This is a genomic window from Flagellimonas flava (genome assembly GCF_900129665.1).
GTDB lineage: Bacteria > Bacteroidota > Bacteroidia > Flavobacteriales > Flavobacteriaceae > Flagellimonas > Flagellimonas flava.
Genome location: NZ_FQWL01000005.1, coordinates 96,486 through 119,337, shown reverse-complemented (window position 1 = coordinate 119,337; position 22,852 = coordinate 96,486). Strand labels below are relative to the sequence as shown.

General features: G+C 43.0%; 21 protein-coding genes. All 21 read right to left on the bottom strand.

The window, feature by feature from the left end:
• Window positions 1-10: 10 nt before the first annotated feature.
• The 21 genes from BUC10_RS18035 to BUC10_RS14185 all read right to left on the bottom strand — a co-directional run bounded on the left by BUC10_RS18035 (window position 11) and on the right by BUC10_RS14185 (window position 22,804).
• Window positions 11-145 (bottom strand): hypothetical protein, encoded by a 135-nt coding sequence (locus BUC10_RS18035; protein WP_262493206.1) that lies wholly within the window; start codon window positions 143-145, stop codon window positions 11-13.
• Window positions 146-319: 174 nt separating this feature from the next.
• The gene (locus tag BUC10_RS14280) at window positions 320-622 is read right to left on the bottom strand and encodes a hypothetical protein (RefSeq protein ID WP_073180871.1); all 303 of its coding nucleotides are present in this window, start codon (window positions 620-622) and stop codon (window positions 320-322) included.
• Between the two features lie 150 nt (window positions 623-772).
• Entirely contained in the window at window positions 773-1,057 is a 285-nt protein-coding gene (locus BUC10_RS14275) for a DUF2188 domain-containing protein (protein WP_084732668.1), read from the bottom strand.
• Window positions 1,058-1,148: 91 nt separating this feature from the next.
• On the bottom strand, window positions 1,149-1,394 hold the full coding sequence (locus BUC10_RS14270) for a GIY-YIG nuclease family protein (protein WP_073180869.1): 246 nt from the start codon (window positions 1,392-1,394) through the stop codon (window positions 1,149-1,151).
• A 397-nt stretch (window positions 1,395-1,791) separates the two neighbouring features.
• The gene (locus BUC10_RS14265) at window positions 1,792-2,466 is read right to left on the bottom strand and encodes an MBL fold metallo-hydrolase (protein ID WP_165614909.1); all 675 of its coding nucleotides are present in this window, start codon (window positions 2,464-2,466) and stop codon (window positions 1,792-1,794) included.
• 50 nt (window positions 2,467-2,516) lie between these two features.
• Window positions 2,517-2,792: a DUF1801 domain-containing protein gene (locus BUC10_RS14260; RefSeq protein WP_262493210.1), complete on the bottom strand. Its 276-nt coding sequence runs from the start codon at window positions 2,790-2,792 to the stop codon at window positions 2,517-2,519.
• 58 nt (window positions 2,793-2,850) lie between these two features.
• Window positions 2,851-3,384, bottom strand: a complete 534-nt coding sequence (locus BUC10_RS14255) for a DUF4199 domain-containing protein (protein WP_073180863.1) — start codon at window positions 3,382-3,384, stop codon at window positions 2,851-2,853.
• Window positions 3,385-3,464: 80 nt separating this feature from the next.
• Entirely contained in the window at window positions 3,465-3,893 is a 429-nt protein-coding gene (locus BUC10_RS14250) for a response regulator transcription factor (RefSeq protein ID WP_073180861.1), read from the bottom strand.
• 144 nt (window positions 3,894-4,037) lie between these two features.
• Window positions 4,038-6,449 (bottom strand): glycoside hydrolase family 2 protein, encoded by a 2,412-nt coding sequence (locus BUC10_RS14245; protein ID WP_073180859.1) that lies wholly within the window; start codon window positions 6,447-6,449, stop codon window positions 4,038-4,040.
• 135 nt (window positions 6,450-6,584) lie between these two features.
• Window positions 6,585-8,246 (bottom strand): sodium/sugar symporter, encoded by a 1,662-nt coding sequence (locus tag BUC10_RS14240; protein WP_073180857.1) that lies wholly within the window; start codon window positions 8,244-8,246, stop codon window positions 6,585-6,587.
• Between the two features lie 139 nt (window positions 8,247-8,385).
• Window positions 8,386-9,411, bottom strand: coding sequence for a LacI family DNA-binding transcriptional regulator (locus BUC10_RS14235; RefSeq protein ID WP_073180855.1), 1,026 nt, complete (start codon window positions 9,409-9,411; stop codon window positions 8,386-8,388).
• Between the two features lies 1 nt (window position 9,412).
• A complete protein-coding gene (locus BUC10_RS14230) occupies window positions 9,413-10,459 on the bottom strand; it encodes a UDP-glucose--hexose-1-phosphate uridylyltransferase (RefSeq protein ID WP_073180853.1) in 1,047 nt (348 codons plus the stop codon).
• On the bottom strand, window positions 10,440-11,603 hold the full coding sequence (galK, locus tag BUC10_RS14225) for a galactokinase (protein WP_073180851.1): 1,164 nt from the start codon (window positions 11,601-11,603) through the stop codon (window positions 10,440-10,442). Before galK ends, BUC10_RS14230 begins: the two co-directional genes overlap by 20 nt.
• Before the next feature lie 84 nt (window positions 11,604-11,687).
• Entirely contained in the window at window positions 11,688-13,091 is a 1,404-nt protein-coding gene (locus BUC10_RS14220) for a serine hydrolase domain-containing protein (protein ID WP_073180849.1), read from the bottom strand.
• Between the two features lie 53 nt (window positions 13,092-13,144).
• Window positions 13,145-14,035: a hypothetical protein gene (locus tag BUC10_RS14215; RefSeq protein ID WP_073180847.1), complete on the bottom strand. Its 891-nt coding sequence runs from the start codon at window positions 14,033-14,035 to the stop codon at window positions 13,145-13,147.
• Entirely contained in the window at window positions 14,014-14,919 is a 906-nt protein-coding gene (locus BUC10_RS14210) for a polysaccharide lyase (protein WP_073180845.1), read from the bottom strand. The genes BUC10_RS14215 and BUC10_RS14210 overlap by 22 nt, the downstream gene beginning before the upstream one ends.
• 276 nt (window positions 14,920-15,195) lie before the next feature.
• Window positions 15,196-15,405, bottom strand: a complete 210-nt coding sequence (locus BUC10_RS14205; RefSeq protein WP_073180843.1) for a hypothetical protein — start codon at window positions 15,403-15,405, stop codon at window positions 15,196-15,198.
• 51 nt (window positions 15,406-15,456) lie between these two features.
• Window positions 15,457-17,058: a sulfatase family protein gene (locus BUC10_RS14200; RefSeq protein ID WP_073180841.1), complete on the bottom strand. Its 1,602-nt coding sequence runs from the start codon at window positions 17,056-17,058 to the stop codon at window positions 15,457-15,459.
• Window positions 17,059-17,176: 118 nt separating this feature from the next.
• The gene (locus tag BUC10_RS17925; protein WP_073180839.1) at window positions 17,177-19,756 is read right to left on the bottom strand and encodes an MGH1-like glycoside hydrolase domain-containing protein; all 2,580 of its coding nucleotides are present in this window, start codon (window positions 19,754-19,756) and stop codon (window positions 17,177-17,179) included.
• 58 nt (window positions 19,757-19,814) lie between these two features.
• The gene (locus BUC10_RS14190) at window positions 19,815-21,368 is read right to left on the bottom strand and encodes a sulfatase (RefSeq protein ID WP_084732664.1); all 1,554 of its coding nucleotides are present in this window, start codon (window positions 21,366-21,368) and stop codon (window positions 19,815-19,817) included.
• 59 nt (window positions 21,369-21,427) lie between these two features.
• Window positions 21,428-22,804 carry a sulfatase gene (locus BUC10_RS14185; RefSeq protein ID WP_073181050.1) on the bottom strand — a complete coding sequence of 459 codons (1,377 nt, stop codon included), beginning with the start codon at window positions 22,802-22,804 and terminating at the stop codon, window positions 21,428-21,430.
• Between the last annotated feature and the right edge of the window lie 48 nt (window positions 22,805-22,852).

Here is a 22,852-nt window from a genome sequence, read left to right as displayed (position 1 = left end):
TCGCTAAAGGTTACAGTAAAATCTGTCTGTTAATGACCCCCATAATAAAGAATATGGTGATGGACAGAATCAAACAACAAATGGCAGCTGCAAGATTATCAGGGATTGAAAATTCCTTTTTAAGGTTGTAAATAATGGCTTTCATAGGTTAAATCTTTGGAGTAAAGATGAAGACCCATGCAGATTCGGACCAATTCATTGGTTAAGCGCAGCAAACCTTGGATAAATGGAAGTGTGTCTTGTTTTTATCGAAAAAATGCGTGTTTGGGCCAGTTTTTTGGTCGATGAAAGCGTGTCCGTGGACAGGAATTTACCCTAACTATCCACCAATCCCATCCAAAAATTCGGCCTCCTCATGCGGAATCAGTTTTGCGGCCAATTCCAAAACGGCTTGGATATGCTCATCCGGTTCCAAAATATCTTGATGGTTGCCCGAATTGGGGTTTTCCAAGGCCAAAATACAGACGTTAAGGAGGGACTCCAATTTAAAAAGCAGGTCTCGGTAGCCCTTTACCCGTAAACGGGTTAATGAATAATCCTTTTTTTGCCGCTCCAAGGTTCCAAAATAGGCTTCAATAGGGAGTTCCAGGTCATCTAGGTTGATCTTTTTCTTATCTTTCATAGGAAATTATTTGGGATTGCTATTCAAAGGAAAAACAAAGATTCGAGAACTCCGCGGACGTTTGTCCGCAGGAGGCTAGCTTTTACATTTAATTTTTTTGACTCTTAAGTAAAACGATATGCGGGTCGACTCAAATTAACCAGCTCAATGTTAATCGTCATAGCTGATTCGCTCTCGAATACCTCCACTGGCCCTATGGATAACAACGTCTGCCTTATATTTTTTGGCCAGACTTTTGGCTTTTCTAATCGCCGTACTCTGCTTACGATGTTTACTTGTTACGCGTTTGTTGCCCTCGCGGCGTACGGCCCAACCTTCTTCATAGGGCACCACATGTTGATGCCATGTGCGACCTCGCTTGTTGCTCGCCTTACTGTTGATAAAAACCTCAATAAGGTCGATAAGGATTCGTAACCAGGATTTTCCTTTGGACATTGGAGTACTAGATAATCTCGAAGATAATGGTAATCAACGAAATTGTGAGGCCCTCCTTCACTTTTCGCTTTGCTCAAAACTACGAGGCGTGTTAAACCAAACGTTTGTTTCTAAATGCTATGCCAGAGCCAGTTTTGAGGTATCGCTCAAAATCGTACGCCCTTAGTTTATTGGCAAACTTGGAAACATGGACTAATTCAATGGGCAATTTGTCCCTAGTAAAAGATACTTCGCCCTTGGCATGGGCTTTTAATCGCTGACTTAAATTAGCTGAGAAACCAGTATAAAACTGTCCATTAGAGCATTTTAAAATATAAACAGAATAAGGGAGTGCCATAAGATTTGGGTATAAATGGACGGCGTCCACCGTAGCTCACCGCTCGGGGACGCGGATATTTAAAGACCAGAAAGATATGTAATTAAAGAAAAAAGCTCCCCTTCGCATAAAGCTTCGGGGAGCGAAGGTGGAGCCGGGGAGACTAGAACCTATCTCTTAAATCCCCAATAAATATAGGCTTTCAAACATAATAAAAGTTTATGCTCACCGAATAGGTTACTCCGTCCAGAAAAGCAGGGTTCGATTCCTTACACGACCTCAAATAGATACAAATTTTAGCATAGTAGTGATAGTAGTTAGAGTTTAATTAAGATTTTTGATGCCCAAAAAAGGTTGGTTTTTTGAGCCCATGATAAACACACTGGTTTCGTGAATAGAAAATAGCCTAAAAGTAGCGCTATAAATTTTCGAGGTACTTTTCCAATCTTTGCTTTCCCTCTCCAATAATGGATGTATAATGGAAAGGATATACGTTTTCAAAATCATAATTTAAGAGCTTTTTACAACTCTCGATTCTGTCCGCTGGATTTTCATAGTCTTCTGAACGCTCTCTTGTAAAGTCTCTGATTTCTCCATTTTTATTGCCATAAAATGTATCACCTGTAAAAAGGGATTTCGATTCTTTTTCCAACAGACAAATTGCCCCCGCACTATGTCCCGGGGTATGGATCACTTCGAAATTCCCACCGAAATTGGGCATCTGTGCAAAGAAGACATCCGGGGCCATCCGCAACCATGGATGGTCGGTGTCGTCTATATGGGCATGGACAGTAAGGCCAATCTCTTTTTGCCATTTGGTTCCATCCACTATTCCGCAGGACCCGTGGGAGAGTATGGCGATTACAGGTTTGTCAAAAGATGTTATAAACCTCTTTACATCTTCCGAATATGTGGGAATATCAAAAAGCAACACTTGATCCTTCAACTCGATGAGATATGTATGCACCTTTTCTCCATAAAAATACTGGTTGTTGATCTGGTAAATGTTGGGTTGCAGCTTGGTATGCACACGTTCGTTTGTCATCTTGCAGGAGACCAACCAGGTCAATAGACCTACATATGTCAGCATCATTTTCATTTATTTCCCTTTAGTATCCCATCAGTGTCTTATTGGCATGGTGCCTATGCCGTTAATTCCGCCAACCATTGGGCTATCTGTCCCTTAAGCTCCGCATCCAAGCTAGTTAATTTAATGTGCCTTAGCGTGTTTCCATTCCCTTCCAACGGATTATCCGGGTCCCTTAGTTTATCTATGTTGTAAAACCCCAGCGTAATATGGTTCTTGGAAAATCTAAGATATGCAAAATCTTTTCCGTTGTTGAATACGGGCATTTTCCATTTCAGTTCCTCCCCCACATCTTCCACAGTCTGATGGATAAGCTCCCTGAGCTTCTCCAGGACAATAATTTGGTCAGGGGTTGCTGGGCTATGTAATCGGTTATTTGGGGATTAAGGCTCATTTCTTGGTATTGGATTTTAGGAAGAAGCTCAACAGCAATGTGAAGGCAGTACCGGTTATAAGGTTTCCAACAAAGGAAAACAGGCTTTGTGAGGAAGTGCTGAAGTACGCCTCCTTTTCTTCCAGTTTGGCTATTAGTTTGCCAGTTGGAACGCCCATGGCCTCCATTTTCAGTTTTAGAGCTTCAATGGTCTCGGCCACATAGGAGGGATACAACAGTTCATAGAAAACTATGGTAAGGACCACGCTGAAAAGAGCTGTGGCAAAGCTTACCACCAACCCCTGAACGATGGCCTCCTTGAACGGGATACCGCTCCCAAGTGCCTCCTTCCTTTTTTTGATGGCAAAGTATATGCCAAACAGCAAGAAAAGGTAAAGCATCAAAAAGAGGATGGTCCCTCCCGTCATTTCGGTTTCCAACGCTATGGCTTTGGGCCCGATCAGGTTCAGCGCGATCAATGTCAGCATGAGTACGCTCCCGGCAAGGGCGACTGCTAATCCGTATACCATGGGGGTCTTTAGTCTTTCCATTTTTTTGTGTTTTGTTTTCCACAAAATTCACGGACAAAACGCTAAGCATCAAGTAAAAAGGGTTGGAAAAAAGGATGGATTTACGGGTTTCCAAACCTCTCCATGGCCTCTTTACCGTAAAACCGAAGTTCTTTTCGGTTTTTCATTCCTGTCTTTTTGTAAATTCTGTTGATGTGGGACTTAATAGTGCTCAAGTCCACAAACAGTTCATCCGCGATTTCCTGGTTCTGCTTGCCCGCGCTAATGAGTTTGATGACTTCCCGCTCCCGTTTTGAAAGTTGGTTTTGATAGACCCGTTCAATTTCGTCTTGGCCCTTGACCGTGCCCAAAGCCATTCCAAGCCCATAGACCAATAGTATGAAGGGCACCAAAAACAGGGAGTTTATATTGTTGATTTCGACTATACCGTAACTGGCGGAATACTGGAATACATTAAAAATCAATACTCCGATGATTACAATCATCGTCGAAAAAACCAAAAGTCTGTTTTTTTTGATTGCGTTTACCATTACACTTTAAGGTTTGATACGGGGCAGCCCCAATTTAATATACACCTTCTGTCCCCCTTTGACTTTACCCACTTTAAAAGTAATGAATTGAACCTATTGGGCGCAATTCCCATCCTCCAGCATAGGGATTAAAAAACGTATCAATTATTTTTCAACGGTCAAATACGTACCCTTGAAGTTTTGATTTAATACCATAAATTTCAAATTTTTGGTGGTTTGGTCCGGAACAACCTCAATGGAAGCCTTTCCATTTGACATGGCAATGATTTCGCTTCCGGTTGGCGTGCCTTGGTTTTTTAGGGTAGTGCCACCTTCCAAACACTGGAAGTATACTTTCTCCTCATAGTCCAGGCACCTAAGTCCTTTGTCATCCACGGCCGTTGCAGTAAGCAAAAAATTCCCGTTGGGCAACCTTTTGGATGAAAGTATCAGCTTCTTGGCGGGACCGTTCTTAATGTGTCTATAAGTGATTTCCAAAACGTCTTTAACACTATTTCCGTTCCTGTCCTTACCCTCGGCGACTAATATGTTGTCGCCAGAAACAAATGTTACATCCCAATTTAGGCCCGAAGCCGGAAAAAGGGCCATATTCCTTTTTTTTGTGCCCAGACTTTTTCCATTGTGGGTTAGGGTCACTTCATTGCAATTGCCAAAAACGGAAATATTTCTGGCCAATCCTTCTGGGCCCTGGCGTTCGGTCCAGGTATGTGATTCGATATGGACAAAAGGTGCTTTGGCCCAGTAACTCTTGAATACGTAAAAGGCATCTTTAGGATTTCCATTGCGGTCCACCAATCCCTTTTGGTTGATGTATGGAATGTCGTTCTCGGGGCGTAAGGGTGTTCCAAAATCCTTGAATGCCCACTGTGCGTTGCCCACAAAGGTGGAATCGGTTTCGGTAATCCTTAAATGCCAATCGAAAAGGTCTACGATATAATTTTCGCTCCAATCTCCAATTTGGGCAATATTTGCCACATTGGTCTGAACAATGGCTTCCTCCCATCCATCAGACGATATCATACCTTCTCCGGTGATTGGATTTTCTGAATGCCTGCCAACATGACTTGAACCGCCATACTCAGCATGTAAAAAGTGTTTGTATTGGGGCTTGTAGGTATCCAATGCCTTCCGATAGCTCTTGTAGCTCCCCGAATACCAACCGGACCATATGGATGGTGAAAAGACATCGACCAATTGGGCTCCCTCATAATATTTGCGAATGGCCGTTTTTCTTGTGGGATCCATGGTATGGGCAATGGTATTCAATTCTTTTAAAAATATATTCATTTTTGCTGTGTCATCTCCACCTTCAAAATCTGGTAGCCAGTACATTTCGTTGCCCAAGGACCAAATGATGACACTGGGATGGTTGCCATTTTGCCCTATCATCTCCTTGAGCATGTTTTTTGTGTTTTTTTGCCACACTTCCCCTCCAAGGCCTCCACGGCACCAAGGTAGTTCATCCCAGACCAGAAGTCCCAGTTCATCACACGCCCGATACACCTCTGGGTCCTGGGGGTAGTGGGCCAAACGAACAAAATTTGCTCCCATTTCTTTGATAAGTTCCATGTCCTTTCGATGCTGTTGGTTGCTCATTGCCGCTCCGACCCCGGCATGTTCTTCATGGCGATGTGTGCCCCGCAACAAAACCCGTTTGCCGTTTAGATAAAACGGTCCATTTTCCTTAAACTCAAACCAACGGAAACCGACCCTTTCGTTTACTTCATCAATCAGGGTTTCATTTTCCCACAATTGAATGGCAACTTCATACAAATGGGGACTATCGATATCCCATAATTTAGGGTTTCGAACTTGAGGGATGACCATGGAATCATTGTCATTTACGACTTTTTGTATCCTTGAAACCACCTCCTTTCCCTCAGGGTCCCGTAAAATAGTTTTTAAGAACAGATCGGTATTTCCCCGTGTTCCCTCGATTGGGACATCGATTTTTAGGGAAGCATTCGAATGGGAGACCGTAGGCGTGGTCACTTTTACCTTACCTAGGGCCAATTTGGGTTTTTGCAATAGCCAAACATCTCTGGTGATACCTCCATAAATGAAAAAGTCGCTTTTTTGTGAGGGAATGATATCTTTGTAATACCCGTTGTCCACACGAACCATGACCTCGTTTGTTCCTTTTTTTACAAATGGGGTCATGTCCACTTCGAACCCCAAGTACCCTCCAATGTGCTCACCGGCATTCATACCATTGATATACACGGTTGTGGTGATGTTGGCTCCTTCAAAATATAGGATGTACCGTTGGTTCGTGTGTATCCCATCGATTGGAACATCTTTTCTGTACCAACTTGCCGATCTTCTGTAGCCGGGTAAATTATCAACGGTGTCCTCATCGTTCCAGGTATGGGGCAAGTCGACTGTTTCCCATTCGGTGTCATCTGGTATTTTTGAAGGCTCATCATAGGGTACCTCAGTATAGCCCCAATTTTTGTTCAAAAGTGTTTTGGATCTTTTTTCGTGCCCCATTTCAACTTCACTACAAGAGATTACCAGCAGAAAGGAAATAAGGGCAACTGGAATTTTATGTATCATATTGTTTTTTAAGAAAGTCCCCTTGATTGCTTTTTTTCAGGGTACGGTTTGACCTATTCTATTGATTTTGTGTTCGGTGGAAAATTTCCAATTTCATATCCATTTTGAACTGCGTTTGGTTTTGTGTCATCTGCCCTACCAAAACAGGGCATATACAACCGCTAGGACAACCAAAATGGCAAAGCTCCCAATATTGAACAAGGGGCTGGTTTTAAATGTTTCCTTGGATAGGGCAATGCCCTTTACATCATTCTCCCCTTTTTTCTGAAGGTAACTTACCAGGGCGATGATCGACATGGTGCCGAGACAAGTAAGTCCCATTTGATCCATCCATGGCAATGTCGGAAACCAAGATTCGAATGCACTGCCTGCCGCCCACCCTTTCGGGCCCACCTTGAAGAACATCGCAATGGGGATGGAAGCCAAAGCGCCAACTATGGCCCCTCGATTGGTAGTCTTTTTCCAGAAAAGCCCCAATAGAAAAACAGCCAAAATCCCAGGGCTTACGATACCTGTATATTCTTGTATGAATTGAAATGCCTGGTCAAGACCATCCAGTATAGGGGCGATTGCCACCGCAATCGCAAGGGCAACACCAGCGGATAAACGCCCCACGTTTACAGTGGCGCGATCATTTGCATGCCTGTTGAAATATTGACGGTAGATATCCATGGTAAAAATCGTCGATGTGGAGTTCAACATGGAAGCCAAGGAGGAAACGATTGCGGCTGCCAAGGCGGCCACGGCCACTCCCTTAAGTCCCGTGGGCAAAAACTGCATCAACCAGGGGTAGGCCTTATCCGATGCACCGGATGAGGGAATGTTGGCGACGCCGTTTTCGCCTAAACTAGCCAACATTTGTGGGTCATTCACAATTACATAGGCGGCAATACCCGGTATCACGACAACTAAAGGAATAATTAGCTTAAGTCCCGCCGCAAAAAGGATGCCTTTTTGCGATTCGCGCAATGATTTTGCCGCCAGGGTGCGTTGTATAATGTATTGGTTGAAACCCCAATAGTAAAGATTTGCCACCCACATGCCACCTACCAAAACTCCAATCCCGGGAAGGTTGATATATTCGGGATTGGACTTGTCCAAGATCATGTCAAAATGATTTGGGGCCGCTTCGAAAATATTATGGAGTCCGGCCAAGACTCCTTGGCCTCCCGAGGCACTGTCCAAGGCCAAATAGGTGGTCACCAGTCCTCCAAACACCAAAAAGATCACCTGGATGATATCAGTCCAAGCTACCGCCGACAACCCTCCATAAAGCGAATAGGCCGCAGCAAAAAGTGCTAGCCCAACAATGGCGTATACTATATTTATTCCCAGAATGGTCTCGAGGGCCAATCCCCCTAAATAGAGTACTGAAGTAAGGTTTACGAAGACATAGAGGGCAATCCAAAACACGGCCAATATGGTCTTCAAATTTGTGGAAAAGCGCTTTTCCACAAACTCAGGGATGGTATAGAGTCCCTTGTCAATAAAAATGGGCAGGAAATACTTGCCAACGACCAAAAGTGTAACTGCACCCATCCATTCATAAGAGGCGATACCTAGGCCTAAGGCAAAACCGGAACCCGACATTCCAATAAATTGTTCAGCGGAGATATTGGCGGCAATCAATGAGGCCCCAATGGCCCACCAAGGTAAAGACCTACTGGCTAAAAAATAGTCCTCTGCATTTTTTTCTTGCCCTTTTTTGGTTCTTGAGACCCACAGCCCGACACCTAATATCAACAGGGCATAACAGACAAAAACGGTATAGTCCAAAAATTCAAATAAAGTGTTCATTGTTTTATTTACAATTGATTTTATTAATGATTTAGTTGTTTTACTGTTCTGAAGTCTATGTGCTCAGCTCTGGGATTCGTACAGGTTCCTCCCAAGAAAAACCGGGATATGTTCCCCTTTGCCGCTATCCCCATCCCATTCATTTTTGTTTCATTTTTTTTGTGGAATCCCTTAATACCAATTCTGGTCGTATGACGATTCTTTTGTTTTCCCGTTGCGGGTTAATAAGTATATCCCTAATCAATCGGAGGGACATTCGTCCAATTCTTTCGGCATGCTGGGAAACCACACTTAGGGCAGGATGGGAGGCCTGCGCCATGGGCCCGTTTGTAAAACCAATCACTGATGCTTTTTTGGGGACTTTATGCCCCAATTGTTGCAAGGTGTTCAGAGCATAAACGGCAGAAAGTTCATCTGCCGCCAAGATGCCATCAAAACCATGTTTCGCCATTGCACCCGAGAACGTTTTCTTGAACTTGGCATAGTCGCTGAACTCGATGGAAAAAGAGGTATTCGATTTCGGTCCCATGGATTTGAGTGCCGACAGGTAGCCTGCCTTACGTGACCGTCCCACGCTCGTGTTTGCTATCGGGGATAAAAAGGCAATTTTTTTACATCCGGACCTGTGCAGGTATTCCGTGGCGATCAAGGCCCCATTGAAATCGTCAATGGTCACCGAATCGATGGGCAGTTCCCCGTGAATCCGGTCAAACATCACCATGGGCAACCCATAGTTCAATATGTTTCTGATGCTACTGTAGTCATTCGACTTCTGTGTTTCCTTTGAAAAGGAGATCAGAATCCCATCCACACTATGATTGATCAATGACAACAGGTTTTTATATTCATCCTTTTTTCGGTCGTTGGAAAAAGTGACCAGGAGTGTGAATCCATATTTTGATGCCTCTTTCTCTATTCCATGCAATACTTTTGCAAAAAAATCATCAATCACATTGGGTACCATGATCCCTATGGTCCGGGTAGTTTTGGACTTCAGACTACGGGCATAGTGATTGGGTACATAGCTTAAAGCTTCGGCGGTTTCCCGAACCCTCTGCTTTGTTGATTGGCTGATTTCTGGACTGTCACTGAGCGCTTTTGATATTGTGGACGGCGAAACCTTTAGAAATTGTGCCACTTCTTTTATGGTTGTCATCTTGGGCATCTTAATCGGATTTTTGGCTATAGTGCTCGTTTGAAAGTTTTCTGAGGGTCTGCGCCGCCTGTTCCACGGTAATGTCACGTTGCGGGTTGGCGAACATTTCATAGCCGACCATGAATTTCCTTACCGTTGCCGAACGCAACAACGGGGGATAGAAGGACATATGGAAATGCCATTCTTCATGGCCCGCCCCGTCAGTGGGAGCCTGATGAATTCCCATGGAGTAGGGGAACGGGGTCTCAAAAAGATTGTCATATTTTATGGTGACCTCTTTGATGATTTCGGCAAAACCTGTCCTTTCGCTCTTAGCCAGTTGTTCGATGTTTTGGTAGTGCTTTTTTGGGGCAATCATGACTTCATACGGCCATACCGCCCAAAAGGGGACAAGGGCCAAAAAGTCTTCGTTCTGTGCAACGATCCGCTCATTGAGATGGATTTCCTGTATCAAATAATCCTGTAAAAGACTAGCACCGTTTTTCCTCCAATAATGAAGTTGTTGGCGCGATTTTTTCTCAACTTCCTGTGGCACGGAACATTGTGCCCATATCTGCCCATGGGGATGTGGGTTGCTGCAGCCCATCAATTCTCCTTTGTTTTCGAATATCTGAACATGGTTGATGTTTTCCATTGCCCCCAATTCGGTATACTCTTTCTGCCACAGACCGATCACTTTTTCAATGGCCTCTATTTTCATCAGCGGAAGGGTCAACGAATGGTTTGGGGAAAAACAGACTACCTTGCAAATGCCGGTCTCGTTCCTTGCCCTCAAAAGCCCATCTTCATACCCATCATCTGGAGTATCGGAAAGGAGGGCAGAAAAATCGTTGGTAAAACTATACGTTGATTCGTAATTAGGGTTGACCTCTCCGCTAGCTCGTGTGTTGCCCGGGCAGAGATAGCAGTTCTCATCATATTTTGGACGTTCTTCCGATACCGTTCCTTCCTGTTTGCCCTGCCAAGGTCTTTTGGTACGGTGCGGTGAGACCAGGACCCATTCACCGGTCAATATATTGTGCCTTCTGTGCGGGTGTTCATCCAAATTTAAACTCATCATATGTTTGTTTTGTTATTGAAGTACCCTGACTGGGCACGGTTACAAAATGTGAAAGCTTTATTTTGAACTTTTTTTCATAGGCTATTGAGGCCCTTTCAACATAGTCAACTACCGCATCTTTATTGATAAGGTTTAACGTACAACCTCCAAAACCACCACCGACCATTCTAGATCCCAGAATTTCTTTGGTTCCTTTTGAAAATTCTACCAAGAAATCAAGTTCGGGACAGCTCACTTCATATTTTTCGCTTTGACCTTTGTGTGACCTGTACAAGAGCTCGCCCAATTCTAATAGGTCATTTTTCTTGAGAGCTTTGGCAGCTTTGAGAACCCTTTGGTTTTCCTCCAAAATGTAACTGCACCTTCTGTAGCGCACATCTCCCAAGAGCTCCCTACATTCCTCCACCATTTCCATATTGATTTCCCTAAATGAGTTTTTTACTCCAAAATGGTCCGTAATGATTTTTAATCCAGATGCACTTTCCTCTCGTCTCGTATTATAACCACTGGTCGAAAGGTTGTGCGTCACATTAGTGTTCAGCATTAAAATGACATAAGGATTCAGTTTTGTTGGGATGTATTCGAAATCCAACGATTGGCAGTCGAGCAACATGGCATGGTCCTTTTTGCCCATTACCGATGAAAATTGGTCCATGATGCCACATTTGGTTCCTACGAAATTATGTTCAGCACGTTGGCTCAGTTTGATGAGTTGCCATTTGTTCAGCCCGAGTTCAAAAAGCTCGTTCAGTCCATAGGCCAGCCCACATTCAAGGGCGGCCGATGAACTGACTCCGGAACCCGCAGGCACCTCGGTATACATTTCACAATCAAAGCCTTTAAGCCCTTGGGTCAACAGTTGCAGCTCGTTCAACACCCCCAGCACATAGTTGTGCCAACCCTCGGTACCCGGTTTTAGACTAAATAGGTCGGCCACCAAAACACTGTCAAATCCCCTACTTTTTATTCTACAAGTGGTCTTAGTTCCATTCTTCGAAAGCCTCATATAAATTCGCTTGTCTATGGCAGCGGGTAGCACAAAACCGTCATTGTAATCCGTATGCTCGCCAATGAGATTAATCCGTCCTGGAGATGAAACCTGAATCACATCGCTGCTTTCCTTTGTTAGTGTAATACCCATTGTTATCTTGTATACATATTTATCGATTGTTACAATTTGCTTGCCTTACTACCTCTTTCTTTTCTTGACAGAACTACTCTATACTCAATCCACTGGAATTGGTTCGACCAGATTGTAAACTTCTGGATGTTTTGTCTGCAAATAATCTTTCAATTCTTCAGCTAAATCAATCTTCTCCTCCATGACAAGATTTGAGTAAAACTCAGCCAAAATTTCAGGTGGAGTGCTGTATCCTGATTCCTTATTTTTATACTCTAACTCATACCCTTTCAAAACCTTCTCCAATGTTTTTCCCTCACTGAGTTGTTTGCCCATTGCGATTTGGTAGGGTGGTTTTATTTCTATCTTTTTATGGTGGATGACGTTTTTCCAAAAATTATAGGTATAGGTAGCAGGGACAAACTCTGAGACCGTGTTAGTTATAATAACCATGGCAAATGAGTTTTCCGGTTCAATGAGTACAGAACCACTAAAACCCCCTTGTCGCCATGAGTGTTCGAACAAGCAGGAATCAGAAACTTTAAGTACCTGCCAACCATAAGCAGTGTAGGTATCATTAGAAGTTTGGTATTGTCTTTTAAAGAGTTCTTTGTATTCAAATTGGAAAATGTTGTTTGCCTGATCAATAAGAATTGTAAACAATTTGAGCATATTAGAGAGCGAACTGTGAAAACCATGGCTACCTGCATTTTCCCTTGCATAAGGGTAAAAATCTCCGTTTTTATAGGTATGGGCCAAATAGTTTTTCTTCACCTGTGGTTTCGCCAACTTGGCAATATCTACCTTTCTGATTTCAAATGTAGCATCTTGTATGTCCATTGGTTCTAAGACAAGGGAATCCAACAAATGTTCAAATTTTTCACCAGTCGTTTTTTGCATGATATCTGCCAATATATCAAAGCCATACCCACACCAAGTTCGTTTACTGCCCGGTTCAAAGAGTAGTGGTAATCCGGCTATGCTTTTAGAGGTCATCTCCAATTCGTCGGTATCATATTTTGTGTCATCCCAAGTTGGATTGGTATCTTCTATGCCCGAGGTATGGGTCAATAAGTGATGGATGGTCGGTTGAACACCATCAAATTCCTTGTCGAGGTAAGGAATATATTTTCTGAATGGAATGTCCAAATCTACCAGACCTGCCTCTTCTAACTCCAACATGGCCATGGTCATAGGAACTTCACTAAATGAGCCCATGTAAAAAAGCGTACTATCGGTAACTGGAAGGTTCATATGTTGATCGGCAATTCCTTTGGAGAATACAAACTCATCTTCACCATAGCGTATGGCAATCGCCAAACCGGGTAGACTATATGCCTCATATATTGAATCACAGATTTTAGTTAACTGTGTCCTTTCAAGAACCAAGTCTACCGGTAGTTGATTTTTGGTCGATTTTTTACAGTTGTAAATCGTACCTACCAGAAAAAATACCCAAAGCAGCCTTTGGGGGATATTATATCTGTGTAGTAAAGAATTATAGTTCATCTCCTTCTGTTATATTCCGAAATGGGGAACACAATCCGTTTATCAATTACTTATCACCAAAACCATCTACTATAGCTTAAACCCAATCCAAACGTTTGGCTAGATGCTCCATTGAATTGGGTATAAGCCACACTTCCATCTTCAAAAAAGAGGGTATCAACACCTTCGTCTGAAGATGCATAGTCGTAGAAAAGAATTACTGCCAAACTCGATTTTCCAATACTTTTAATAACAGAAAACTGGCTGTTGATGCTGTACATATTTGCTTTATGGCGAAAGCTGTCAGGATGTTGTAACTCTTCAATCAAGTTCCAATCTCCTGAAGCCCTGTATTTGGTAGCGCCCAACCGACTTTCAAAGGCCACTTCCCAATGATTTTTAAAACCCATTTTTAGTGTTACTCCCAATGTCGGGCCATAGGTGTAGGGTCTATAAGAACTATCCAACCCATTAGATTTATTAATGATGGATAGATAGCGGTTTGAATACACCACCCCTAGATAAGGGATCATGTAAAGATTTCTACCCAATTGGAAATCATAAGTCATACCAACATCTGACTGCACAAAATGTCCTTTATTGGCATTTTCAGATGTCCTAAAAACTGGATTCTGTCGGTTATCGCCTTCATAATCGGTGTCCGTAACATTACCACTCAAGGTTGTCATTACAACTTGACTTAACACTATCCGAAATTGACTTGAAATCTTGTAACGAAGCCCTATTAGGAATCCTGCATTGACAAGGTTTTCCCATTCCAGTTCGGATAGAATATTAGGGTCTGCACCTTCGAGATTTCCAGCAATTGACCATGAAAAATTTTCTAAACTTACCACTGGTGCCAATTGGACTTCCAGTCTATTGGTCTGACCCAAAAGACTGGAAGCACTGAAGGTTACCAACCAAAAAACCAATAAACTTCTTAACTGGCTAACCTTTTCCATTTCACATAATCGAAACGAACGAAGTGATCATTGTTCGCTTCCCAGGTTGATGAACTACCTCCCCTGAATGTGTTAAACAATAATTTTTCTACTTTCCTATTGTTGGAATTATCACTCCACCACATGTTGCTCTTGTCTAAAAATTTATTTCCATTAACCCACATTTTAAGCTTGCCGTTTTGGCTTGAATTACTGGTGTTCTGCTTGTAGTAGATTTTAACGGTATACCATACCCCCGTTTGTAGAGATGAGCTGCTGGGCCATTTAGCTCCAAAATTTTCAGCACAGTCATCAGGCATTCCTCGGGAGTAAACGCCTGGTCGGAAATATGCAGTACCGTTATTATCACCTTTTGACATATCTGGCGCGTACCAGATACACCGTACACTACCGCCCTGGCCTGCTCTGGCATCATCACCGTTGCAGCCCGTGACTCCATTACCAATTGAAAAGCCCCAACCCATTTTTCCTCCGCGACTCCACTCAAATCCACTATTGAATTTCACCTTGAACTCCACCTCATACTCTGTACCATCAGATACATTGACGGTAGAATTCATACCACTGCCAGAACCTACCTTGTTCTTCTTCAAGGTTATTCTAAGTGCATTGGCTCTTATGTAAGCTCCTGCTTCACCTGAACTCCAGCCTCCAATACTGCCAAAATCAGAGGTGGCCATAGAATTGGTATAGGTTTGATCAGACTTGTTAAAACCAACTGTTCTGTTGGAATAGACCGCACGGGCAAGGGTGTTTTCAGAGGAATCCTCTATAAGGGGAGCCTCTAGGTTTTCTTTCTCACAGGAAGAAATCATGACTGCTAGGCACATGGTCCCAACAGCATAAGACCAAAATCTGGTCTTTAAAACTTTTGTTGTTTTCATTTTTTTAATAGATTAGATTACTTACTACAATATTTGTTTAACAGCTGGAGAGATTTCCAACAGTATCTCGGCTATCCCGATTCATAGGGTAGAGTTTTTTAGGGCTCATTTGATTTTTTTAATGATGACCTTTTCGAGATTGTTCCCATTGGCATCCACATAAAATGGTTCGAAATCACTTTCAATGACCCAGCTTGCCTTTGGGTTTTTTCCACTCATATAATCTTCATAAAAATGACTTAGCTTTACTTGTGGACTACTTTCATATAGATGGCCTTAACCTTGAACCCTAAGGTCATTTTGGTTCTCTAGATGCGCATAAAGACTTGCTTTAAGTTGATCTTTGCTTTCTTCAAATCGTGCCTTCCCTTCCAAATTGTTCATACAATACGGGTTTTTCTTAATATTGTACAGTTCTTCGGAGGGCCTTTTGCCAAAATTCCATTTCCAGTATTTCTTGTCAACACCTGTTCTTCTACGCTTCAAAATTATTTTTATCCTCCTGTGTAGAGGTTTTAAAATGCATCTTCCCTACTTTTAGTTAAAATCACCCTTTTCAAAATCAGAAGGATTAACCCAACCGGAATTCAGTTTTTCTCCTGCCATGTATCGTTCGTAAAAGTTGACCCCTGTTGAATCTGCATATTTATAGTTATCAAATATTTCCCCATTCCCTAAAATTCTTGGGTCTGTTTGCTTTGTTAACTCTGAAACCATTAGATTCTTAAGCCTCTCAGCAGTTGGCAATAATTCAGGCTCATTCACCAGATTGTACATACATTCCGGATCTGTCCTGATGTTGTAAAGTTCATATTCTGGCCTCTTGCCAAAAGACAGATTCCAATAGTGGGACGTTTTAGGGTCTTCCCTGGATTTTAATATTTCTGTCTTTGTAATGCTTCCATCGCAATTCAAATAGCCTGTGGATGGATTTCCGGCGGGCCACCTTTCCGTCTCAAAGTTTTGGATAAAGAGATAATCTTCCTTTACAATTCCACGAATCGGATAGCCCACGTCATCAGGCCGCCCAATATCGTGTCGCTCTTTACCTATAAGGACAAAATCTCTAAAAGTATCTTTAACATCCGATTGATTGGAGTCAAAAAATTTGACCAAACTTTTGCCGGTAATAGGTTCCATTCCGCTTGAGTCTTGACCAATTTTGGCCAGTTCTAAAAATGTAGGCGCCAAATCGATAAAACTTACCAAACCATCGATAACCCTACCAGGATTTTTGATGCCATCCTTCCACATTATTGCAAGTGGTAAATGATTTGAAAGCTCATATTCTTGTCCCTTGATTCTGGGAAATGGCATGCCATTGTCAGAGGTTACCACGATAATGGTATTATCCAACTTTCCTTTTTCCTCCAAAGTTTTTAGCATTTTCCCCAATTGAAAATCAAAATATTCTATCTCATAAGCATAATCCAATAAATCGGAGCGAACAGCTTCATTATCTGGCCAAAAGGAATACACCATATCAATCTGCTCAATTTTCTTACCGCCTTTGCGAATTCCAGACCCTTCTTCATAAGCCCTATGTGGTTCTCTTGACCCATACCAAAAACAGAATGGCCTATCCCCTTTATCAGCTTCCAAAAAGCTTGAAAAATTGGCGGCGTAATCGACAGTTGAGATTTTGCTAGTAGGAGGTGAAGTTATTTTTTCATTATATGCTTTACCAAGTAGAAACCGTTCTGATCCATCTGCGTTTTTGGCAATTCCGGGAGCCCATCCTTTGTCTGTATAACCTACATGATAGTCGTTTTCTTCCAAAACTTCAGCATATGTTTTGAATTTTTGTGGGAAATAGCACCAATGGTTTGCGGCCTCTTCCAATTGCCAAGAATTTCGCCCCGTAAGAATGGAAGATCGAGAAGGGGCGCATTTGGCGTTAGGGGTATAAGCCCTCGAAAACAAAAGCCCTTCACTGGCAATTCTATCAAAATTCGGAGTATCTATCCAGTCACAGCCGTAAGCTCCCATATGGAGATACGTGGCATCATCCATTATGGCAAAAAGGATATTGGGTACTTCTGATATTGTCTCTTTATTCTGATCTTTGCAACCCAATGAAAATATAATGAGAACCAGAAACAGCTTCAGAATCACTTTTTGGAGTTTAAGTCGTATCATCTTCACTTTTTTATCAAAAATTTGGTTTTAATTACGAATGTTTCAACCTGGGCCTACTTGATGAAAAATATATGTGAAATATCGCCCATAATAGTTGAGTTAATACGGTATGAAATTGTTACTTGTCAAAACCCAGATCCTCTCCTTTATGAATGGCCAGACCAATCTGCTCAACACTTAGTTTTCTGCCATTATACCAAAGCATCCATTGATCATTTTCTTCGTCAAAAATGACGTAGGGCTTATAACAGGCATCCCGGTCCCATCCCTCTTTACTGGTTTTGATAATGGGATTTTGAGGATGTCTCTCCCAATTGGAAACACCATCTTTAGAACGTGCTACTCCAATCTGTGCCCAATGAACGTCGTGGAAGCCGATGTAGAACATATAATACCAGTCCTTATGCTTTACTACCTGACAAGCCGTTACTTTTTCATACTCCCATGGGCTGTTCTGGTCCGCACTAAAAACAGGATTGGCTTCATGCTTGTTCCATTCTACCCCGTCTGTGCTGGTAGCATAACCAATGGCATCCGGTTCGTATTGTTCCCCTCCGGAATACCACATTTGATAAAGATTGTTGGACTCATCCCAGATTACATGGGGACACATAATGGCGTTCTTTTCCCATGGCACACTGGGTTCAATGACCGATTCTCCTTGTACTCTATTCCAAATAATCCCATCCGTACTGGTGGCCAACCCGATTTCAGATTTATTTTCAGGAGTTGAAATCTGGCCCGTGTACCACATTTTATAACCTTTGTCATTCTTAATGACCACGGGGCGGTTTACCCTATCTTCCCACTTTGATTCCATATTGGGTGCCAGGGAAATTTGGGGCTTGTCCCAGTTCTTGCCATCAGTGCTTTCCACCAGGGCAATACTTTGTTCTGGGCGCCACGAAAACCACATCTGATATTTATCTTCTTCCTTGAGTAGGGAGACATCGAAACATGTTCCCAGCTCGCCTCCCAGAACCGGGTTGCCCTCGTATTTTTCCCAACCAGCATTGGTCTCACTATAGGTTTCCGTCAAGGGAGGAAGTTCTACTTCTATTCTTCCTAGTTCTTCGCTTGAGGCAATCTGTTTGCCATTTACATAAACCATAATTCCCTTGCCCAACCCATATTTTTTTCCGGTCTTGTCATAAACTATGGATATTTTTTTATCATGGTACAGCACATTGTCCAGTCGGAAATAATCCCATTTTTCCTCGGGAACAAGCGGGTTAATCTCTAAAATGTTGTCTTCTCTAGGCCTTAGTCCCACCAAACCTGTAACGATAAGGTCTATATATCCTGAATGATTGTAATGGACACCTCGATCCTTGTCATCTGCATTCTTTTCGTACATGATTTTTCGCGAGAGCCAATCACCATTTTCGGGATTGATGCTCTCCCCAATCCAACTCACTTCTTTGCCATTTTCCAACTTAAGTCTATGTGAATGTGCATAGTCACCTAAAACCTTCAAGTAATCTTCCTTACCTATGACTTGCTGGTCGTAATTATTTAACAAGTTCGCAAGACCCACCAAGGTTTGGGTAGTTGCAAATGGCCATGAGGGGCCATTCCAAAAGCACATATGGCCATTTTCATACATAAAGTCAGGATGCCTCTTTTCGGCAGATGTGGGGCCATAATCAGAATAAAAACCTTGGGAATCCATCAATTGGGCCCATGATTCCTCGTAGCCTTCATCCGGAAGATTGAAATACCACGGTATATAACCGCTCAACTCCCTGGCCTCGGAAAGAATAGGTGAATCACCATTGTCAATGGATGATTTAAAAAATTGGGCATCATGATCCCATAGTTTATTTTGAACCAAGCTTTTTAGTCCCTTGGCCTTATCCTCGTATAGTAGTGCAGTTTCTTCCTTACCGGCCAACTTCGCTATTTTAGAAATTGCAAGGGCATTTGCATACATATAGGAATTTGTTGCGACCCGATAGCCCTTGTGTGCCAAACCAGGCGGATAAACCTGTTTATGGGCAAGATTATTTGCAATAACTGTGTCAGGAACACCGCTTATACTGAATTCCATACCTTCCCTGGTATCGATGCTCCAAAAAAGGCCATGTTTGGTCATTTGCCTTTTTTCAAAAGATTCATAGAAATCAATCATCTTAGGAAGTAGTGCCGTAAGAGACTCCTTTTCTTTGACCACCAAATATCTCTGATAAAGGGCATCAACTATCCAATTGGAATAGCGATCCACTTGACCCTTTTCAAACCAAAATCTCGAATAGTCATCGAGATAGCTAGTCTCGTGAAACCATCTGAACTCATTGTACTGATGACCGACGGGGCACACTATGGTGTTCTCTGGGCCAGCCCATGGCACCTCAGGCAGAAACTCGGTCATTACAAAAGATTCCTTGCTCTTTTTGATATGTTTTCTGAGGGTCCACCACCTAAAGTAATAGGTCTTTTCAATAGTGCTATCGGGGCATTCAAAAAGTGGTATCTGACCTCTTAACCAAGCCCAGGCCTTATCGTTTGCTACATAGGAATCGGATTCATATAAATCGTCATTGTTAAACCTGTCTATATAATGTTTGAAGTCATCTGGGTTCAACTCCGTCATTTTCGATGGCTCGGTCACTTCCTTCGGCTTATCCTGACAACTCTGGCCAATTCCCGCTAAACAAAGAATTAGGCTATAAAAAAATGTGCTTTGTAGTTTTCTCATCGATTCAAATTGAATACTGTTCATAAAAAAGTTCGCTTATCTATGCTTTAATAATCTGTCATTGGATTTTGCGCTGTCTTTGGAGACGGTTACTAAAGTCCTTCACCATGTCGGTGTGCTCGTACCGTTCTGCAATATTTACCGTTTCATCGGGATCTTTATGGTGGTCGTAAAGCATTCGCGCTTTGGTTCTACCGTCTAAGGTGTACCATTCTGTATATAGATATCTGTCCGTTTTGATTAGATCTGCGTCCACCCATCTTCCAAAAATGGCATCCTTGCCCTTTGCATTGGGGTTTTCAATCAGGTAAGCAAAACTATCACCCTGAAGATGATAAGGCCTGGACAACCCTGCAAGGTCACAAAGGGAGGGATAGAGGTCAACAAGTTCGGTAAGGGCCTTGATTTTTTGGCCTCCTTTTTTATTCGGAATTTTCACTATTAAGGGAGTATGCAGGGCTATGTTGTATGTGGAATGCTTGCACCAAAGTCCGTGCTCCCTTAGGCTCCAACCATGGTCGCCCCATACCACCACAATCGTATTCTCCTCCAATCCAAGCCTTTTTAGCTCTTCCATTACCCTACCTATCTGGGCGTCCACATAGCTCACGCACGCATAGTAGCCGTGCATCAATGAGCGCGCCATTGCATCGGACAAAGGGCCTTCTTTGGGAATGTCGTCGTAGGTGCGCAGTTCGCTGGAATTATGGCGCGCCTCGTCCGGAACGTTCTCCGGGTATTCCATGAATTCGGGGAACTCGATTTTATTTGGATCATAGAGGTCCCAGTACTTGGCGGGGGCATTGAAGGGCAGGTGCGGCTTTACGAAGCCCATAGCGATGAAAAAAGGCTGGTCGCTTTCAGCAAACCTCTGCAGCTCCTTTATTGCGCGGTTCGCAATCTTTCCGTCCAGATAGGCAGTGTCGGCAACTCCCGCCTTTTCAATCGGTGCCCGGGTTCCAAAATTTTCGGGACGTAGGTAGTTCAACCTTTGTTGTTCCCAAGAACCGGGCTCAAATACCCTCGGATGCCAAGGTGTCTCGCTCCAGCTGTCAAGGGCATCCTCGTTCCAATTGTGCAATATCTTCCCAAGGCTCAATGATGCATAACCATTGTTCTTGAAATGCTTTGGCATGGTGACAACGTTGGGTGCATCAACATCGATATAGCTTTTATGGGTAAGAAAACGTGAAGGGCTGGGCCGTAAACCTGTGAGGATACTGGCCCTGGAGGCCCCACAAACAGGGGCATTGCTATAAGCACGCTCAAACAGAAAACCTTGATCGGCCAATTTATCGATATTGGGGGAATATATTTGTGATTTGCCATAGCAGCCAAGTTCGGGCCTTAAATCATCCACTGCTATGAAGAGAACGTTCAAGGGCTTTTCCTTGGTCTTAGGTAAAGATCTTTCAATTTCATTTTCATTCTTTTCAGATACCGATTTCTGGGCATTCGCAGATGACGTATTTTCTTTGTGATTAATAATTTGATGATCAGTTGGTTCTTTTTTGCGGATCTTATCGACCCCGCTTTTTGAAAAACTCCAGATAAACCCTAAGACAAAGAACCCTAATAGGCTATAAAAAAATATTCTAAGCTCCCTTTTCATTGTGTTCTGTTTATATAATTTCTTATTGTTCCAATAATGTTCCCTTAAGGGTACACTTGTTATTCAATTTGACGTAATTCTTCAACACGTTCGCTGAACTTGTTTATCATATCGGCATTACCCTGTTTTTGAGCAATATTTTTGGTTTCGTTTGGGTCGATCAAATGATCATAGAGCATTCGAGCTTGTGATTTGCCATCTTCGGAAAACCATTCTGTATAGCCATGTTGTCTGGTTTTCATAAAATCAGCATTTTGCCATCTGCCAAAAACCGCTTCTTTTCCGTTCGCATCTGGGTCTCCCAACAAGTAGGTAAAACTATCGCCTTGGAGATGACTGGGTTTAGTTAGGTCGGCCAAATCACACAGCGTAGGATACAAGTCAACGAATTCCACTAATGAATGAACCCTTTGATCACCTTTATTGACCGGGGTCTTTACAATGAGGGGTGCCCGCATAGCGACATCAAATGTGGAATGCTTGCACCAAAGTCCGTGCTCCCTTAGGCTCCAGCCATGGTCGCCCCATACCACCACAATCGTATTCTCCTCCAGCCCAAGCCTTTTCAACTCCTTCATCACTCTCCCGATCTGGGCATCCACATAGCTCACGCACGCATAGTAGCCATGCATCAATGATCGCGCCATTGCATCGGACAAAGGGCCTTCTTTGGGAATGTCATCGTACGTGCGCAATTCGCTGGAATTATGGCGCGCCTCGTCCGGAACGTTCTCCGGGTATTCCATGAATTCGGGGAACTCGATTTTATCCGGGTCATAGAGGTCCCAGTACTTGGCGGGGGCATTGAAGGGCAGGTGCGGCTTTACGAAGCCCATGGCGATGAAAAAAGGCTGGTCGCTTTCAGCGAACCTCTGCAGCTCCCTTATTGCGCGGTTCGCGATCTTTCCGTCCAGATAGGCAGTATCGATAACTTCCGCCCTTTCATAGGGCGGTCTCTTATCCTTATTTACATCCAATTGATAATTAAGTCTTTGTCTTCCAGCATTTCCTTCTTCGAACACTCTTGGATGCCAGGGTGGTTCGCTCCAACTTTGAAGGGCATCGTCTGCCCAATTGTGTAGCACCTTTCCCAAGCTTAAGGTCAGGTATCCGTTGCGTTTAAAATGTTGGGGCAGCGTAACCACGTTCGGCGCATCAACATCGATATAGCTTTTATGGGTAAGAAAGCGTGTAGGGTTGGGTCGTAAACCGGTTAGGATACTGGCCCTCGAAGCTCCACAGACAGGTACATTGCAATAGGCCCGTTCAAAGAGCGTGCCCTCAGCGGCCAGTTTATCCATATTGGGAGAAAGTATTTGTGATTTGCCGTAACAGCCCAGTTCGGGTCTCAAATCATCCACTGAAATAAAAAGTACATTTGGTCGTGTGCGCTCACTATTGTAGGTCTTTGTGCCGCACGCAAAAACTAGTACCATGGGAAAAATCCATATACAGCCATAAACATACCTTGCAATATTTTGATT

Coding starts and splice junctions, on each gene's coding strand:
- BUC10_RS18035 (WP_262493206.1), bottom strand. CDS start 145: ATGAAAGCCATTATTTACAACCTTAAAAAGGAATTTTCAATCCCTGAT.
- BUC10_RS14280 (WP_073180871.1), bottom strand. CDS start 622: ATGAAAGATAAGAAAAAGATCAACCTAGATGACCTGGAACTCCCTATT.
- BUC10_RS14275 (WP_084732668.1), bottom strand. CDS start 1,057: ATGTCCAAAGGAAAATCCTGGTTACGAATCCTTATCGACCTTATTGAG.
- BUC10_RS14270 (WP_073180869.1), bottom strand. CDS start 1,394: ATGGCACTCCCTTATTCTGTTTATATTTTAAAATGCTCTAATGGACAG.
- BUC10_RS14265 (WP_165614909.1), bottom strand. CDS start 2,466: ATGATGCTGACATATGTAGGTCTATTGACCTGGTTGGTCTCCTGCAAG.
- BUC10_RS14255 (WP_073180863.1), bottom strand. CDS start 3,384: ATGGAAAGACTAAAGACCCCCATGGTATACGGATTAGCAGTCGCCCTT.
- BUC10_RS14250 (WP_073180861.1), bottom strand. CDS start 3,893: ATGGTAAACGCAATCAAAAAAAACAGACTTTTGGTTTTTTCGACGATG.
- BUC10_RS14245 (WP_073180859.1), bottom strand. CDS start 6,449: ATGATACATAAAATTCCAGTTGCCCTTATTTCCTTTCTGCTGGTAATC.
- BUC10_RS14240 (WP_073180857.1), bottom strand. CDS start 8,246: ATGAACACTTTATTTGAATTTTTGGACTATACCGTTTTTGTCTGTTAT.
- BUC10_RS14235 (WP_073180855.1), bottom strand. CDS start 9,411: ATGCCCAAGATGACAACCATAAAAGAAGTGGCACAATTTCTAAAGGTT.
- BUC10_RS14230 (WP_073180853.1), bottom strand. CDS start 10,459: ATGAGTTTAAATTTGGATGAACACCCGCACAGAAGGCACAATATATTG.
- galK (WP_073180851.1), bottom strand. CDS start 11,603: ATGGGTATTACACTAACAAAGGAAAGCAGCGATGTGATTCAGGTTTCA.
- BUC10_RS14220 (WP_073180849.1), bottom strand. CDS start 13,091: ATGAACTATAATTCTTTACTACACAGATATAATATCCCCCAAAGGCTG.
- BUC10_RS14215 (WP_073180847.1), bottom strand. CDS start 14,035: ATGGAAAAGGTTAGCCAGTTAAGAAGTTTATTGGTTTTTTGGTTGGTA.
- BUC10_RS14210 (WP_073180845.1), bottom strand. CDS start 14,919: ATGAAAACAACAAAAGTTTTAAAGACCAGATTTTGGTCTTATGCTGTT.
- BUC10_RS14200 (WP_073180841.1), bottom strand. CDS start 17,058: ATGATACGACTTAAACTCCAAAAAGTGATTCTGAAGCTGTTTCTGGTT.
- BUC10_RS17925 (WP_073180839.1), bottom strand. CDS start 19,756: ATGAGAAAACTACAAAGCACATTTTTTTATAGCCTAATTCTTTGTTTA.
- BUC10_RS14190 (WP_084732664.1), bottom strand. CDS start 21,368: ATGAAAAGGGAGCTTAGAATATTTTTTTATAGCCTATTAGGGTTCTTT.
- BUC10_RS14185 (WP_073181050.1), bottom strand. CDS start 22,804: ATGGTACTAGTTTTTGCGTGCGGCACAAAGACCTACAATAGTGAGCGC.